The sequence below is a fragment of the Mesorhizobium sp. B2-2-3 genome, from assembly GCF_006442405.1.
Lineage (GTDB): Bacteria > Pseudomonadota > Alphaproteobacteria > Rhizobiales > Rhizobiaceae > Mesorhizobium.
On record NZ_VFWC01000016.1, the window covers coordinates 1 to 15211 of the forward strand.

The 15211-nt window shown below is 62.1% G+C and carries 16 protein-coding genes; 11 read left to right on the forward strand and 5 right to left on the reverse strand.

What is annotated here, in order from left to right; genetic code table 11:
- Positions 1–1046: porin (locus tag FJ951_RS24510; RefSeq protein ID WP_140517793.1), on the forward strand; the 1046-nt coding region annotated here is incomplete at its 5' end.
- Between the two features lie 241 nt (positions 1047–1287).
- Positions 1288–2355 carry a site-specific integrase gene (locus FJ951_RS24515; protein WP_140517794.1) on the forward strand — a complete coding sequence of 356 codons (1068 nt, stop codon included), beginning with the start codon at positions 1288–1290 and terminating at the stop codon, positions 2353–2355.
- Positions 2356–2489: 134 nt separating this feature from the next.
- On the opposite strand, the gene FJ951_RS24520 is transcribed toward FJ951_RS24515, so the two are convergent.
- Positions 2490–3386, reverse strand: a complete 897-nt coding sequence (locus FJ951_RS24520) for an alpha/beta hydrolase (protein WP_140517795.1) — start codon at positions 3384–3386, stop codon at positions 2490–2492.
- A 175-nt stretch (positions 3387–3561) separates the two neighbouring features.
- Complete coding sequence (locus FJ951_RS24525) at positions 3562–5607, reverse strand: lytic transglycosylase domain-containing protein (RefSeq protein ID WP_140517796.1); 2046 nt, start codon at positions 5605–5607, stop codon at positions 3562–3564.
- 303 nt (positions 5608–5910) lie between these two features.
- Here FJ951_RS24525 and dapA point away from each other — a divergent pair, with 303 nt between their 5' ends.
- The 3 genes from dapA to FJ951_RS24540 all read left to right on the forward strand — a co-directional run bounded on the left by dapA (position 5911) and on the right by FJ951_RS24540 (position 8091).
- Entirely contained in the window at positions 5911–6792 is an 882-nt protein-coding gene (gene dapA, locus FJ951_RS24530) for a 4-hydroxy-tetrahydrodipicolinate synthase (protein ID WP_140517797.1), read from the forward strand.
- Between the two features lie 25 nt (positions 6793–6817).
- Entirely contained in the window at positions 6818–7297 is a 480-nt protein-coding gene (gene smpB, locus FJ951_RS24535; protein WP_140517798.1) for an SsrA-binding protein SmpB, read from the forward strand.
- 83 nt (positions 7298–7380) lie between these two features.
- Positions 7381–8091, forward strand: coding sequence for a GH25 family lysozyme (locus FJ951_RS24540; RefSeq protein ID WP_140517799.1), 711 nt, complete (start codon positions 7381–7383; stop codon positions 8089–8091).
- Between the two features lie 14 nt (positions 8092–8105).
- Here the strand turns inward: FJ951_RS24540 and FJ951_RS24545 are convergent, their stop codons facing one another.
- Entirely contained in the window at positions 8106–8768 is a 663-nt protein-coding gene (locus FJ951_RS24545) for a uracil-DNA glycosylase (protein ID WP_246671776.1), read from the reverse strand.
- A gap of 11 nt (positions 8769–8779) precedes the next feature.
- A complete protein-coding gene (locus FJ951_RS24550; protein ID WP_140494612.1) occupies positions 8780–9361 on the reverse strand; it encodes an NYN domain-containing protein in 582 nt (193 codons plus the stop codon).
- 331 nt (positions 9362–9692) lie between these two features.
- On the opposite strand from FJ951_RS24550, the gene rpoZ reads away from it, so the two are divergent.
- The 4 genes from rpoZ to FJ951_RS24570 all read left to right on the forward strand — a co-directional run bounded on the left by rpoZ (position 9693) and on the right by FJ951_RS24570 (position 13449).
- Positions 9693–10094 (forward strand): DNA-directed RNA polymerase subunit omega, encoded by a 402-nt coding sequence (rpoZ, locus tag FJ951_RS24555; protein WP_140494610.1) that lies wholly within the window; start codon positions 9693–9695, stop codon positions 10092–10094.
- A gap of 128 nt (positions 10095–10222) precedes the next feature.
- Positions 10223–12451 carry a bifunctional (p)ppGpp synthetase/guanosine-3',5'-bis(diphosphate) 3'-pyrophosphohydrolase gene (locus FJ951_RS24560; RefSeq protein WP_140517800.1) on the forward strand — a complete coding sequence of 743 codons (2229 nt, stop codon included), beginning with the start codon at positions 10223–10225 and terminating at the stop codon, positions 12449–12451.
- 28 nt (positions 12452–12479) lie between these two features.
- The gene (gene pyrE, locus FJ951_RS24565) at positions 12480–13058 is read left to right on the forward strand and encodes an orotate phosphoribosyltransferase (RefSeq protein ID WP_140517801.1); all 579 of its coding nucleotides are present in this window, start codon (positions 12480–12482) and stop codon (positions 13056–13058) included.
- 10 nt (positions 13059–13068) lie between these two features.
- Positions 13069–13449, forward strand: coding sequence for a VOC family protein (locus tag FJ951_RS24570; RefSeq protein WP_140517802.1), 381 nt, complete (start codon positions 13069–13071; stop codon positions 13447–13449).
- A gap of 6 nt (positions 13450–13455) precedes the next feature.
- Here FJ951_RS24570 and FJ951_RS24575 read toward each other — a convergent pair whose 3' ends face one another.
- On the reverse strand, positions 13456–13977 hold the full coding sequence (locus FJ951_RS24575; protein WP_140517803.1) for a GNAT family N-acetyltransferase: 522 nt from the start codon (positions 13975–13977) through the stop codon (positions 13456–13458).
- 217 nt (positions 13978–14194) lie between these two features.
- Between FJ951_RS24575 and FJ951_RS24580 the strand changes: the two genes are divergently transcribed.
- Both FJ951_RS24580 and acpS read left to right on the forward strand, forming a co-directional pair.
- Positions 14195–14794 (forward strand): DUF2062 domain-containing protein, encoded by a 600-nt coding sequence (locus tag FJ951_RS24580; RefSeq protein WP_140517804.1) that lies wholly within the window; start codon positions 14195–14197, stop codon positions 14792–14794.
- Positions 14791–15204 carry a holo-ACP synthase gene (gene acpS, locus FJ951_RS24585; protein WP_140494597.1) on the forward strand — a complete coding sequence of 138 codons (414 nt, stop codon included), beginning with the start codon at positions 14791–14793 and terminating at the stop codon, positions 15202–15204. The genes FJ951_RS24580 and acpS overlap by 4 nt, the downstream gene beginning before the upstream one ends.
- The last annotated feature ends 7 nt before the right edge of the window (positions 15205–15211 follow it).

A 15211-nucleotide genomic window follows, 5' to 3' on the forward strand; every position in this document is an offset into this window, starting at 1 on the left:
CCGCTGAATACGTCAAGATTTGCGACGTCTACGGCGCTGGCTACTTCTACATCCCCGGCACCGAGACCTGCCTGCGCATCGGCGGCTACATCCGTTATGACATCGGCGGCGGCGACGTCGGCACGTTCAACGGTTCGAAGACTGCGGACCACCAGGACGGCTCGGTAAATGATGCCTGGCACAAAAATGCCCGCTTCACGCTGAAGACCTGGACCGGCCAGGAAACCGAGCTCGGCACGTTGAAGACCTACACCGAGACCCGCTTCAACTTCGGCAACGACAACGCAATCGAGCCGTTCAACACCGCCCATAACAAGGACGTCTCGCTGAACTTCGCCTGGATCCAGCTCGGCGGTCTCCGCGTTGGTAAGGACGAATCGGCCTTCGATACGTTCGTCGGCTACGCCGGCAACGTGATCCAGGATACGCTGGTTCCTTACGGCGATTTCGACACCAACGTCGTCCAGTACTACTTCGACGCTGGCAACGGCTTCTCGGCCGTGGTCTCGCTCGAAGAAGGCGCGGGCGTTGTCGGCACGATCGACAGCTACGTTCCGCATGTCGTCGGCGGTCTGAAGTGGACGCAGGGCTGGGGCGCCATCAGCGGTGTCGTCGCTTATGACAGCAACTACGAAGAAGTTGCCGGCAAGGTTCGCTTGGACGTGAACGTCAACGACGCACTGTCGCTGTGGGTCATGGGCGGTTACGGCACCGATGACAACCTCAACGACGACGCCGGCAATTTTGTCGACGCCCATGGTCGCGGTTTCTACAAGCAGTGGGGCGGCAACTGGGCTGTCTGGGGCGGCGGTACCTACAAGTTCAACGAGAAGACCTCGTTCAACGCGCAGGTGTCGTATGACGATTGGAAGAACCTGGGCATCGCGGCGAACATCGCCTACGACGTCGTCCCGGGCTTCACGGTCACGGCCGAAGTCGACTACCTCAATGCAGGCAGGTTCGACGACGCCGACTTCTCCAACTGGACCGGCGCCGACAAGAAGAGCAGCATCGGCGGTATCCTCCGCTTCCAGCGCTCGTTCTAAGGGCTGGTTCCATACAGGTGAAATCCAGCCCGGGCGCATCAACGCCCGGGCTGTTTTTGTTTCGTGACTGGATCAAGGCAAACAGAAGGAACAGGGGGTAACGGTAGCTGAATAGAGTCCGTGGGATGGTTTCGTGGGATCCGCTGATGGCGGATGAAATCACAACTGCGTGATTCAAATCTCTTGAAAGGACGCTCCCAAGCGGATAGGGCTGAATCTATCCCACTCGGGGGTGTGGCAAATGATGACGACCGAAGCGATTCAAGAGGGCGAGCCCTCCGATCATTTTTCGATGTTTTCTTCTCAGAACTCAAAGTTTAACTACACCTACAATAGGATACGAGAAGTAAAATCGCATAGGGTTGGAGATCTTTTTTCGGCATATCGAGATATATTGTGGGATGATGGGCGACATAAATACAATGTCAGCTCGTTCATCGGCGAGATAGACGAGATTCTGCTCGGGGAGCGTTTCAGCGCCTTTGACCAGAGTACCCTGGACAACCTTATCGGCACCTTGCGCCAGCGCGGCAACAGCAACGCAACCATCAATCGGAAGATGGCTGCCCTCAGCAAACTGCTGCGCAAGGCCTACAAGATGGGAGATATCCACAGCCTGCCCGAGTTCCGCCGCCAGAAGGAGCGGTCGGGACGGATTCGTTTCCTTGAAAGGGACGAGGAGGCCAGGCTGTTTGCTGCCATCAGGAGCCGCAGCGAGAATGCCTACCGGCTTTCCGTCTTCCTGGTCGACACTGGCTGCCGCCTTGGCGAGGCGCTCGGGCTGATCTGGAACGACATCCAGGAGCATCGCGTCTCCTTCTGGATCACCAAGTCCGGCCGAAGCCGCACCATTCCGATGACCGAGCGTGTCAAGGAAGTGATCAAGCTGCCTCCCGGCGAAGGCCGTCGGCCGAAAGGCCCGTTCACCACATTCAGCCAGGCTCAATACCGTGCCATCTGGAACGATGCGAAGGCCGAAGTCGGTCTGGCCGCCGACGACCAGGTGGTGCCGCACATTCTGCGCCATACCTGCGCCTCGCGTCTTGTTCAGGGCGGTATCGACATCAGGCGCGTGCAGATGTGGCTCGGCCACCAGACCCTGTCGATGACGATGCGCTATGCGCATCTGGCCACCAATGACCTCGACGGCTGCGTCACCGTGCTGGAAGTACCCCGGTCTGGCGGCGCCGACAGCGTGAAGGCAGCGCCCGAACCGTCCCCGCGCGCTGCCGCGCGCGGTGCGGCAGACCAGCCGGCAGCCGTGAAGACCACGGCTAAGGCAATGAAGAAGGCCTCAAAGTCCCGATAAGTTCACGCTTTGAAGACGCTGTGGACAACCAATTCCGTGGATCCCCCGATCTGCGGGTTATTTCAGGCATGCTATTCCGGCTTCGGAACCTACCTTGGTCGCCCTGCTGTCGTTTGCCTCGCCGGCAACGGTTTTTAAAGGCGGGTCGGCAGCCGCTCGGCTCTGTCGAGGAAAGCGGCGATGTCGCCCGGCAAGGTTCCGGTTTCGAGAAAAGGGGCGTGACCCTGGCCTTCGACGGTGATCGTCTGCATTGCCGGATGGCGCTCCCGCATCTGCCGCTGTGTGTCCACCGACAGCAAACTCGAATTGGCGCCGCGTATGGCGAGCATGGGAAGGGCCGACAGCGCGTCGAATTGCCGCCACAGCGCCGGCAGCGGCTGCGTCAGGTCGAGATTTGCAACAGTGTCGACCAGCTTCGGGTCGAAATCCGGCAGCAGGCCCTGATCCGTTTCGCGGTAGAGCGCCAGCACCATGCGCTCCCAGTCCGCATCGGCGAGCGCTGAAAAATCCCGGCCATGAACGCGGCGTTGGGCTGCCACTGCTTCGGCGAAGGTCTTCGGCTTCGGTTTGCGTTCGAGATACGACTGGATATAGGCAAGGCCGGCCGGCTCGATCACCGGTCCGATATCGTTCAGCACGATCGCTTTCAATATGGCCGGCCGCAGCGCACCCAGGACGTGAATGACCAGGCCGCCGCGCGAGGTGCCGACGAAGGCGGCTTCCTCGATTCCCAATGCCGCCAGTCCGGCAAGAATGTCGCCGGCTTCGACGCCGACATTGTAGCGGCTGACATCGGGATCATAATCGGACTGCCCGCGGCCGCGACAGTCAAAGGCGACGACCTTGCGTGGGCTTCCCGCTTTGCCGGCCAAATAGAGCGCGAGTTCGTGGAAGTCGCGTGCATTGCGGGTGAGCCCGGGCAGACAGACGACTGGCCAATGTCGCGAATTTGCGTCGCCATAGATCCGGGCATGGAGCTTCAGCCCATTGGGTCCCGCGTAGAAGAAATCGGAGAAACCTTCGCTCGCCATTGGAATGCTGCCCCTTGCTCTCGCCGGATGGTCCGTCTGCTACAGGCGAGGGAAGGGATGGTCAAATGGAGCAGTTACTTCTCCTCTTGCGGGCCGAAGGTGGCGAGGCCCTTCACTCAGCCAAGGCGAGTGGATCCGCGCGAGGCCAACTCCTCTCGCAAGGAAACGAAAGCCGTCAACTTCGCCCGTTCACAAGATCTCCCACAATGTCATACTTGCCGGAAATGCGCATCTTGTACACCTCGTAGTTCTCCATCACGCGCTGCACATAACTCCTTGTTTCCGTGTAAGGAATCCGCTCGATCCAGTCAACGACGGCGTCGATGTCCTTGCCGCGCGGATCGCCGTATTTCGCCACCCATTGGGCAGCGCGGCTGGGGCCGGCATTGTAGCCGGCGAAGGTCAGCACATAGGAGCCGTTGAAGCGGTCGAGCTGCTGGCCGAGGAAGGCCGAGCCCAGCGTCGCATTGTAGCCGGCATCGGTGGTCAGGCGTGCCTGCGAGAATTGCAGCCCGGCCTTCTTCGCCAGTTGCTTGGCGGTTGCCGGCATCAGCTGCAGCAGCCCGCGCGCGCCGGCGCTCGATATGGCGCCGATGTTGAATTCGCTTTCCTGGCGGGCGATGGCATAGGCCAGCGCCTTGCCCGAACCGGAAATATCGGCGCTATCGGGGATGACCCCCAAAGGATGCGACAGCGCGCCGACATCGATGCCACGCGCGCCGGCGATCTTGCCGATCTTGAGCGACATGAAGTGGTTGCCCTGCTTTTCCGCCAGCACGGCCAGGAGCGCCAGTTCGCCCGGGCTGGTCAACTGTCCTGCAAGGTCACGATAGAGCGTTTCGGCATAACGGTCGTAGCCCGCCTCCTGCAGCCGCTTGATGGCGGCGACGGCTTCGCGACCGGCAAAACTCTGGCGGTCGGCGGCACTCGGTGTGGGATAGACGATGTTCAGCGTCGGGCGACCAATGCGCTCGGCGGCGAGCTGGCCGTAGAATGTCGTGCCATAGGCCGCCGCGCGCGCAAAATAGTCCTTTGCGTTACCTGGACCACCAACTTCGGCGGCGCGGCCGAGCCAGTAATAGGCGCGCGACAATGTCATCGGCCCCTGCGCAAGGTCGGCGATGCGCGCGAAATGTGTTGCGGCAAGCCTGGGATCGTTCAGACCGCGCAGCGCGTACCAGCCGGCATGGAATTCGGCTTCGGCGGCGTTCGCTGTGCTTTCGGCCGCATGCATGGCGACGATCCTGTAGGCGGCTTTCATGTCACCCTTGTCGACCAGCTCGCGCGACAGTACCCGGCGCTCCACCCACCAGGCATCCGGGTCGACCAGCGCTTCGCGATCCGTCGGCGCCTTCATCACGATGGCGGCGGCGTCGGCAATATTGTCTTGCTTGCGAAGATATTCGGCTTGCGCGAAGAAATAGCCGGCAGAACGCTGTGAAGCCGGCACCGCCTTGAGCAGCTTGGGGGTGTTCTTGTCGCCCTTGTCGGCCGCCGCCCAGGCGGTGGCCAGTTGCTCCGCTTGCGCCGGGCCGGCGACGCGCTGCGCCGCGCCGACCCGGTCGGCGTAGAACATGCGCTCCATGCGGAATCGGTGATCGGCGGCCGGGATCAGCCCGCCGAACTCCTTGATCAGCGCTGTCTCGTCCTTGGCCTCCAGGATCGCGGTGCGCCAGAACGGCACCAGCACCGAACGCGCCGCCTCTGCCTTGCCCAGGGCCACATAGGCGCGGGCAAGAAGCATCACGCCTTCGAATGTCTGCGGCTGGCTGCCGTCGAACGCCTGCACAACGATGTCGGGGGCGGGGTTCTCGCGATAGAGTGCGCGTTCGCTGTTCTTGCGCAGCGCGGTTGTCCCCGGCCAGTTGGGCAACATCTTCGCTGCGGCCGCAATGTCGCCGCTCGGCATCTTGTCGCCGCCATACAGCGCGATTGCCCAGGCAAGGATGTGCTGGTCGAGCGAACCGGCGGAAAGGGCATCGCGCGCGGCGCGGGCACCGGGAATGTCGCCCGCCGCCAGTGCGTCCAGACCGCTCTTCAACTGCACGATGCTGGCAGAGGGGGCCGTATCGCGTGGACCCGCATCTTGCGAGCTTTGCATGCCGGGCACCGGAATGGCCGATGTCAACTGCACGTCGACGCTGCCGCCGATCGCCATCTCCGGCATCAGCGCGACGACCGCGCCCAGGAGCGCGAAAAGATGAGGCCGCCTAGTCGGCATCGTTCAGCCTTTACACATCACCAGCAGGCGCGGAAGCTTCGCGACCTGGACCAGACCGTAAACTTAGGTCATGAAGGGCCAGTTAACAAAAGGTTATCGAGGCCGTTCGAATTGCGTTTGCTGGCAGCATGGCAATGCTTGCCGCGCAACCATGTCGAGACTATGGTGCGCCGCCTCGCTTTCGGTTAGAAGGCGCGACATTAAGACCAGAGACGAAAACACCCATGCCTATCGCCCAAAAGTGGCTACCGGTTTTGGGATAACGATATGCGTGAACAAGAAGTCCCAAGGAGTTGGACGAACATGCTGAGAGGCTCGCTGACCGCGCTCGTGACACCGTTCGAAAAGAGCGGGCGTTTCGACGAGAAAGCCTTTCGCGCCTTTGTCGACTGGCAACTTGCGGAGGGCACGACAGCCCTTGTTCCCGTTGGCACCACCGGCGAGTCGCCGACGCTGTCGCATGACGAGCATCGTCAGGTGGTCAAGGTCTGCATCGAGGCGGCCAGGGGTCGCGCTCCGGTCGTCGCCGGCGCTGGCTCCAACAACACCGCGGAAGCGATCGGCCTGGTCCAATATGCCGAACAGGCAGGCGCCGATGCTGCACTTGTCGTCACTCCCTACTACAACAAGCCGACGCAGCGCGGCCTCTATGAGCACTTCGCCGCCGTCGCAAGGGCAACCAAGCTGCCGATCATCATCTACAACATCCCGCCACGCTCGGTCATCGACATGATGCCGGAGACGATGGGCCGGCTGGCGCACGACTTCAAGAATATCGTCGGCGTCAAGGACGCGACCGGCAAGGTCGAACGGGTTTCCGAGCAGCGTATGACCTGCGGCAAGGATTTCATCCAGCTTTCCGGCGAAGATGCATCCGCGCTCGGCTTCAACGCGCATGGCGGTGTCGGCTGTATCTCGGTGACGGCCAACGTCGCGCCGCGGCTTTGTGCTGAATTCCAGGAGGCGACGCTGTCCGGCGACAGCGCCAAGGCGCTGGAATTGCAGGATCGCTTGCTGCCGCTGCACAAGGCGATCTTTATCGAACCCGGCGTATCCGGCGCCAAATATGCGCTTTCGAAGCTCGGCAAGGTCGAGAACGTGCTGCGTTCGCCGCTGGTCACGGTCGAACAGTCGACGGCCGAAAAGATCGACGCGGCGATGAAGCACGCCGGCTTGATAAATTAGGGATGAGGCGCCACCTCTCCGCATTATGAATCAAGTCAGAAAAGCCGATCCCAACAACAAGACCGTTGCGGAAAACCGCAAGGCGCGGTTTTCCTATGAGGTGCTCGACACGATCGAGGCCGGCCTGGTGCTGACCGGCACCGAGGTCAAGTCGCTGCGCCAGGGCCAGGCCAACATCCAGGACAGCTATGCCTCGGTCGAGGGCGGCGAGATTTGGCTGATCAACTCCTATCTACCGGAATATCTGCAGGCCAACCGCTTCAACCACGAGCCGCGCCGGCGCCGCAAACTGCTGCTCAACAAGCGCGAGATGGCCAAGCTGTCGCAGAGCGTCGACCGCGAAGGCATGACCCTGGTGCCGCTGAAGATCTATTTCAACGAACAGGGCCGGGCCAAGCTGCTGCTCGCCGTAGGTCGCGGCAAGAAGCTGCACGACAAGCGCGAGACGGAAAAGCAGCGCGACTGGTCGCGTGAGAAGGGCAGGCTCTTGAAAGAGCGCGGGTGACAGCCATCAGGCGGTAGCCAAGCGGATAAGTGTTTGGCTTTCAGGGTTCTAGCCAAGGAGCCAGAATACCGGAGGGGACAGTCTTGAAGAACCGGATCATCCTCTGGGGATCGGTCAGCCTGGTTTTTGCAATCCTCATGGTCGCTGGCGGCTTCTTCTATTTCCATGCGTTTTCTCCGGATCGCGGCAAATATCCTGTCAGGGGCATCGACGTTTCCCATCATCAGGGCCGGATCGACTGGGGGCGCGTTGCCGCCGACGACGTCGCCTTTGCGGTCATCAAGGCGACCGAAGGCGGCGATCATGTCGACGATGCCTTCGTCACCAATCTGCGCGAAGCTCGTGCTGCCGGGCTCGCTGTCGGCGCCTATCACTTTTTCACCTTCTGCCGGCCGGGCGCCGACCAGGCAAAGAATTTCATCGCCGTGGTGCCGCACGACCAGCCTTTGCTGCCGCCGGTTGTCGACATCGAGTTCGGCGGCAATTGCCCGCAGCGCCCTTCGCCCGAACAACTCGATGCCGAACTCCAGGCCTTCCTCGGTCCCGTTGAAGCCGCCTTTGGCAAGAAGGCCATCATCTATCTGGCCGACGATGCGGCAACGGCCTATGCAGGACAGATCGCCGCCCGTCCGCTCTGGCTTCGCTCACTGCTGCTCGAGCCGGGTCGCGACGATTGGGTCTACTGGCAGTACCACAACAGGGGCCGCGTCGAGGGCATCGTCGGTGACGTCGACCTGAACGTTCTGCAAGGCGGTCAGGAGACGCTGGCCGCGTTGTTCGCGCCGGCGTTGTAAGGCAATTCCAGACCCTACGAATCCAGGAACCCCGCAATTTCCCTGAAAACGCTGACGAACATCGCTTCGGTCAGCACGCCGGTGTTGGTGTTGTAGCGCGAGCAGTGATAGCTGGAAAACAGCGTGATGCCACCGGCCTCCTGCCGCCCGCCATGCTTGAAGGGATAGGCGGCGACGCGCTGGCCCAGTGCCCGCACGGTCGACTGGTGCGCGATCGAACCAAGTGTCAGCACGGCCCGCAAATTGGGAAACCGTGCGATCGTCGGCACAAGGAAAGTCCGGCAGGTGGCGATCTCGGCGCCCACAGGCTTGTTCTCGGGAGGCACGCAGCGGACGGCGTTGGTGATTGCCGTTCCAACGAGCTCCAACCCATCGTCAGGCCGTGCCTTGAACTCGCCGCGCGCCAAGCCGTGCGCGATCAACGTGCCGTAGAGCAGGTCGCCGGCATAGTCGCCCGTGAAAGGCCGGCCCGTGCGGTTCGCTCCGCGCAGGCCGGGCGCAAGCCCGACGATCAGCAGCCGGACCGAATCGTCGCCTTCGGGCGGCAGGAAGGTCGGAACCGGCGCGTTGAACCACGATGGCTCGCGTTGCCGCCACTCGGCAATGAAACCGTGCAGCCGCGGACAGAGCGGGCAATCGCGATCGGGTTCCGGGGAGGCGGCCAGATGTGCGGCCAACGCAGCCGCCCTCAGTACTCGTCCTCTTCCGTCTCGGCCGGTTCGGGTCGGCGCACCGGCCTTTCGGAGGGATCGCGGCCCACCTCGTTCTTCAACGTCATCAGGTCGATGAAATGGTCGGCCTGGCGACGCAGATCGTCGGAGATCATCGGCGGCTGCGAGGCCATGGTCGAGACGATCGACACCTTGCGCCCGCGCCGCTGCAGCGCCTCGACCAGCGTGCGGAAATCGCCGTCCCCGGAGAAGATGACATAGTGGTCGACGACATCGGCCAGTTCCAGCGCATCGACGGTCAATTCGATGTCCATGTTGCCCTTGATCTTGCGGCGGCCGGTCGAGTCGGTGAATTCCTTGGCCGGCTTGGTGACCACCTTGAAGCCGTTATAGTCGAGCCAGTCGATCAGCGGCCGGATCGAGGAATATTCCTGATCCTCGACCAGGGCGGTGTAATAGTAGGCGCGCAGCAGGTAACCGCGTTTCTGGAAGCTCGACAGGAGCTTGCGATAATCGATGTCGAAACCGAGCGCGCGCGACGTGGCGTAGAGATTGGCGCCGTCGATGAACAGGGCGATCTTTTCACGGGGGTCGAACATGGAAAAATTCCTTTTCGAAATAAGCGGCCGTCAAAACGAAATGCGACTATCAGTAGGGTTCGCAATAAACCGGCTGACCTTACGCTTTTCGAAATAACGCCAGTTTTGTGGCAATCCAAGGGTTCGTTGCCGCACTGCAAGCAATTGTGATCGCCGGCTTGGTACCGGGCGCACCGGAGCTCGACCGAAACGGTTTCGAAGGAATCCGACGAAGCAATGACAGATCCTGCGTTCTCCGGCCCCGGCATTCCATAATGCTTGTATTTCGGCGGCGTTCGGGTTATTGACCGCGCCTGTTTTCCATTAAATCCAGGCATGAAAGGGGCAATCCATGGCCCGCGTAACCGTTGAAGATTGCATCGACAAGGTCGACAACCGCTTCGAGCTGGTGCTTCTGGCCGGCCACCGTGCTCGTCAGATCAGCCAAGGCGCGCAGATCACCGTCCCGCGCGACAATGACAAGAACCCGGTCATCGCACTGCGCGAGATCGCCGACGAGACATTGTCGCCCGACGACCTCAAGGAAGACCTGATCCATTCGCTGCAGAAGCATGTCGAGGTCGACGAGCCCGAAGCCGATGGCGAGGCGATCGCCGATCAGACCGGCGCAGCCGTCACGGCCGCCGATACCGATGATGCCGAGGACAACATCGCCTTCGATCGCATGACCGAGGAAGACCTGCTGGCCGGCATCGAAGGCCTGGTGCCGCCGGAAAAGAGCGACGACTACTAAGACTGCTTTGCGGAGGCGCCTGGAACAATCTTCCGGCACTTCCGTCCCGGCAGTTTCGTGGCTATCTATGACATGCGCCGTGCAGCAGTGCGGCGCATGATTCATTTCATCGCCGAGAGATTCCGCCCATGATGCGTCAGTATGAGCTTGTCGAGCGCGTCCAGCGCTACAAGCCTGACGTCAACGAGGCGTTGCTCAACAAGGCCTATGTCTATGCCATGCAGAAGCATGGCCACCAGAAGCGCGCTTCCGGCGACCCCTATTTCTCGCATCCGCTCGAAGTCGCCGCCATCCTCACCGAAATGCACATGGACGAGGCGACGATCGCCGTCGCCCTGCTGCATGACACGATCGAGGACACCACGGCGACCAGGGCCGAGATCGACGAACTGTTCGGGCCCGAAATGGGCAAGCTGGTCGAGGGCCTGACCAAGCTGAAGAAGCTCGACCTCGTCTCCAAGAAGGCCGAGCAGGCCGAGAACCTGCGCAAGCTTCTGCTGGCGATCTCGGAAGACGTGCGCGTGCTTCTGGTCAAGCTCGCGGACCGCTTGCACAATATGCGCACCCTCGACCATGTGCCGGAAGCCAAGCGCCTGCGCATCGCCGAGGAGACGATGGATATCTATGCGCCGCTGGCCGGGCGCATGGGCATGCAGGGCATGCGCGAGGAACTGGAGGAGATCGCCTTCCGCTACATCAATCCGGAAGCCTATCGCGCCGTCACCGCCAGGCTCGCCGAGATTTTCGAGCGCAACAAGGGTGTGCTGTCGGAGATCGAGAAAGCGCTGTCGGCTCTGTTCGAGAAACACGCGATCAATGCAGGCGTCAAAAGCCGGCAGAAGAAGCCGTGGTCGGTGTTCCGCAAGATGGAGGCCAAGGCGCTCTCCTTCGAGCAATTGTCCGACATTTTCGGCTTTCGCGTCGTCGTCGACAATGTCGAGGACTGCTATCGCGCGCTCGGCGCCATCCACACCGCCTGGTCGATGGTGCCCGGCCGTTTCAAGGACTACATCTCAACACCGAAGCAGAACGACTACCGCTCGATCCACACCACAATCGTCGGGCCGTCGCGTCAGCGCGTCGAGCTTCAGATCCGCACCCGCGAGATGAACAAGATCGCCGAATATGGCGTCGCCGCCCATTCGATCTACAAGGATACCGGCGGCAAGGCGAACGGCACGGCCCATTCGATCTCGAAGGAAACCAATGCCTATGCCTGGCTGAGGCGCACGATCGAACAACTCGCCGAGGGCGACAATCCCGAGGATTTTCTCGAGAACACCAAGCTGGAACTGTTCCAGGATCAGGTGTTCTGCTTCACCCCCAAGGGCATGCTGATCGCGCTGCCGAAAGGTGCCACGCCGATCGACTTCGCCTATGCGGTTCACACCGATGTCGGCGACACCTGCGTCGGCGCCAAGGTCAACGGCCGCATCATGCCGCTGATGACGGAGCTGAAGAATGGCGACGAGGTGGAGATCATCCGCTCCAAGGCGCAGGTGCCGCCGGCCGCGTGGGAATCCGTCGTCGTCACCGGCAAGGCGCGCGCCGCCATTCGCCGCGCCACCAAGAACGCCATCCGCAAGCAGTATTCGGGTCTCGGCGCGCGCATTCTCGAACGGGCTTTCGAGCGGGCCGGCAAGAATTTCACCAAGGAAAACCTGAAGCCCGTCCTGCACCGGCTGGCGCGCAAGGACATCGAGGACGTGCTGGCGTCCGTCGGCCGCGGCGAATTGGCGTCCACCGACGTCATGAAAGCCGTCTTCCCCGATTACAAGGACGAGCGCGTCACGCCGGCGGCGCCCAAGCAGCGCGAGGAAGGCTGGTCGAAGATTCGCAACGCCGCCGGCATGCTGTTCCAGATCCCGGGCCGTGCCGCGCGCAAGGACAAGGACCAGCCGCGCGACGGCGCGGTGCCGATCCGTGGCGTGCGCGGCGACCTGCCGGTGCGTTTCGCGCCGGAAGGGGCGGTGCCTGGCGACCGCATCGTCGGAATCGTACAGCCGGGCACCGGCATCACCATCTATCCGATCCAGTCGCCGGCGCTGCAGGCTTTCGACGACCAGCCCGAGCGCTGGATTGACGTGCGCTGGGACATCGACGAGCGCACCAAGGAACGCTTTCCCGCTCGTGTTTCCGTCACCGCCATCAATGCACCGGGATCGCTCGCCGACATCGCTCAGGTCGTTGCCTCGAACGATGCCAACATCCATACGCTGTCAATGGTGCGCACCGCGCCCGATTTCACCGAAATGCTGATCGATCTCGAAGTCTGGGATCTGAAGCATCTCAACCGGCTGCTGTCGCAGCTCAAGGACAATTCGAGCGTTAGCGATGCACGGCGTGTCAATGGCTAACGTGACTGATCTACATGGGGATAGACGGATGAATACGGACGAAGTGCTGGATATTTTTCGCCAGGCTGGTGCTGTCCTGGAGGGGCATTTCATTCTGACGTCGGGTCTGCGCAGTCCGGTGTTCCTGCAGAAGGCGCGCGTGTTCATGCATGCCGATAAGACCGAGCGGCTGTGCAAGGCGCTGGCCGAAAAGATCCGCGCCGCCGTGCCGGGCAAAATCGACTATGTCGTCGGCCCGGCCATCGGCGGGCTGATCCCGGCCTACGAGACTTCGCGCCATCTTGGCGTGCCGGCGATCTGGGTCGAGCGGGAAGGGGGCGAGTTCCGGCTGCGCCGCTTCGAGATCGCGCGCGGCGCGCGTGTCGTCATTGTCGAGGACATCGTCACCACTGGATTGTCTATCCGCGAGACCATCGACTGCCTGCGCGAACTTGGCGCCGAGGTCACGGCGGCGGCCTGCATCATCGACCGCTCCGCCGGCAAGACCGATGTCGGCGTGCCGCTGATCGCCCTCGCCGAGTACGAGGTGCCGGCCTATCCGGCCGATCGGCTGCCGCCGGAACTTGCCGCCATACCGGCGATCAAGCCGGGCAGCCGCAATATCTGAGAGGGGCGGGATGATCGTCAGTATCGATCATTTCGTGCTGACAGTGGCGTCGATCGAGGCCACCTGCGCCTTTTATCAGCGCGTTCTGGGCTTTCGGCGCATCGATATGCCGGGCCTGCCGACAGCGCTGGCTTTCGGCAACCAAAAGATCAATGTCCACGAGGTCGGCCGCACCTTCGAGCCGAAGGCGAAGTCGCCGACGCCCGGATCCGGTGATTTCTGCCTGATCACCGATCGGCCGCTCGGCGAACTCCTCGCCAGTCTCGAAGCCGATCGTGTGGCGGTGGAACTTGGACCAGTAGAGCGGATCGGCGCACGCGGCCGCATGATGTCTGTCTATTTCCGCGATCCCGACGACAATCTGATCGAGGTCAGTGAATATCTGGAATAGCCGCCGTTAAATCCGCGCGAGATCGAGCAGCATTGCGCAGCGCCGGCTCACCGGCATGCCGTGCGCGGCTTCCTGTCTCAGCCACCCGGCGAGCCGCGCATCGATCTGCGCATCCTCCAGGACGCGGAATCCGAACTTTCGGTAGAACGGCACGTTCCAAGCAACATCGCGAAATGTCGTCAGCGTGATCGTTGCAAGGCCGCGCCGCCTGGACTCCTCGATGACGGTCTCCAGCAGGGCTCGGCCGATGCCCGAGCCTTGCCACTCAAAACGAACGTCGAATTCCAGGATATGCAATGCATCGTCCTCAACGCTGGCGCTCAAGAAGGCGATGGCGCGGTCGCGCTTGTCCGTGGCGACCCAGCATGTGCCCTCCGTGATCAGCGCGCGGTGCCGCTCGACGCTCATATTGCCGTCTTCGGCGATCCAGGCGAGGTCCGGTATGGAACGAAACGCCAGCCCGGCGGATTGCTCGATATCGGGCAACTCTTTCGCCTCGTCGTCGCGCGCTGGTCGAATGGTGGCCATGCCGGCCGTCCTTCTTTTCCTCAGTTTCGCCTCAATGGCGATCTTGTTACCCCCTGCGGCAGACCATCGCGGCAGTGTTTCGTTGTTCCGAAGGCAGCCTGTCGCTATATCAAAGTCGTTGTTGCCTTTCTGCGCCCCGGAAGCGCAAGATAAGTTGCTGTGACCTGGCTTGGGGTGGCAGGACGGCGGGTATTGGTAGATCAGGAATTGGAATAGAGTGCTTTTTCGACGCCGCGAGCCTGATGGCCTCTTGGAGCGGGTGCGTACCTATCTATGGCCGCGCCGGTCGTTTTCGCGCTCGCTGCAGTACTTCTCCAAGCGCATCCTGCGGCTGAAGGCCACGCCGCATGCGGTGGCGGCCGGCGTCGCCGCTGGCGTCTTTGCTTCGTTCTTTCCGGTGGGTTTCCATTTCGCCATTGCCGCGGTGCTGTGCTGGCTCATAGCCGGCAATCTGGTGGCGGCCGCACTTGGCGCCGTATTCTTCGGCAATCCACTGACGTTCCCGCTGCTGTGGGGCGCCTCCTGGGAGACCGGCAAGCTGATCCTGCACAACCGCCTGCCGGCGCACGGCCCGCCCGCGCATCTGGGCGAGATGCTGCACAACCTTTCCTTCGCGCAATTGTGGGCCCCGGTGCTGAAGCCGATGCTGATCGGTGCGATACCGCTTGGACTGGCGTTTGGGCTTCTGTTCTACGCCATCACGCGCTGGGGCATGAACGCCTTTCGCGAGCAGCGGCGCAAACGGCTGGCAGAGCGCGCGGCCCGCCATGAGCAATCGTCTCACCCAAGCGCAAGCATCGGTTCCACCGCGCGATGATCATCGGCATCGGCAGCGACCTGATCGATATCAGACGCATTGAAAAGTCCTTGGAGCGCCATGGCCAGCGCTTCATCCAGAGAATCTACACCGAGGTCGAGCAGGCCCGCTCCGAAAATCGTCGGGCGCGGGCGGCCTCCTACGCCAAGCGCTTCGCCGCCAAGGAGGCCTGCGCCAAGGCACTGGGCACCGGTCTGGCGCAGGGCGTGTTTTGGCGCGACATGGGTGTCGTCAATCTTCCGAGCGGCGCACCCACCATGGCACTGACCGGTGGCGCCGAGGCGCGGCTGAACGCGATTCTGCCAAAGGGCCATCGGGCGATGATCCATCTCACCATCACGGATGATTTTCCGCTTGCTCAAGCCTTTGTGATCATCGAAGCGTTGCCCGTCGAACAAGCGCCACATTGATTGCATC

Excerpts from the sequence above, each read along its gene's own strand:
- pyrE (WP_140517801.1), top strand. The coding sequence starts at position 12,480 with ATGAATACGGACGAAGTGCTGGATATTTTTCGCCAGGCTGGTGCTGTC.
- dapA (WP_140517797.1), top strand. The coding sequence starts at position 5,911 with ATGCTGAGAGGCTCGCTGACCGCGCTCGTGACACCGTTCGAAAAGAGC.
- FJ951_RS24525 (WP_140517796.1), bottom strand. The coding sequence starts at position 5,607 with ATGCCGACTAGGCGGCCTCATCTTTTCGCGCTCCTGGGCGCGGTCGTC.
- rpoZ (WP_140494610.1), top strand. The coding sequence starts at position 9,693 with ATGGCCCGCGTAACCGTTGAAGATTGCATCGACAAGGTCGACAACCGC.
- FJ951_RS24575 (WP_140517803.1), bottom strand. The coding sequence starts at position 13,977 with ATGGCCACCATTCGACCAGCGCGCGACGACGAGGCGAAAGAGTTGCCC.
- FJ951_RS24520 (WP_140517795.1), bottom strand. The coding sequence starts at position 3,386 with ATGGCGAGCGAAGGTTTCTCCGATTTCTTCTACGCGGGACCCAATGGG.
- smpB (WP_140517798.1), top strand. The coding sequence starts at position 6,818 with ATGAATCAAGTCAGAAAAGCCGATCCCAACAACAAGACCGTTGCGGAA.
- FJ951_RS24515 (WP_140517794.1), top strand. The coding sequence starts at position 1,288 with ATGATGACGACCGAAGCGATTCAAGAGGGCGAGCCCTCCGATCATTTT.
- FJ951_RS24570 (WP_140517802.1), top strand. The coding sequence starts at position 13,069 with ATGATCGTCAGTATCGATCATTTCGTGCTGACAGTGGCGTCGATCGAG.
- FJ951_RS24560 (WP_140517800.1), top strand. The coding sequence starts at position 10,223 with ATGATGCGTCAGTATGAGCTTGTCGAGCGCGTCCAGCGCTACAAGCCT.
- FJ951_RS24550 (WP_140494612.1), bottom strand. The coding sequence starts at position 9,361 with ATGTTCGACCCCCGTGAAAAGATCGCCCTGTTCATCGACGGCGCCAAT.
- acpS (WP_140494597.1), top strand. The coding sequence starts at position 14,791 with ATGATCATCGGCATCGGCAGCGACCTGATCGATATCAGACGCATTGAA.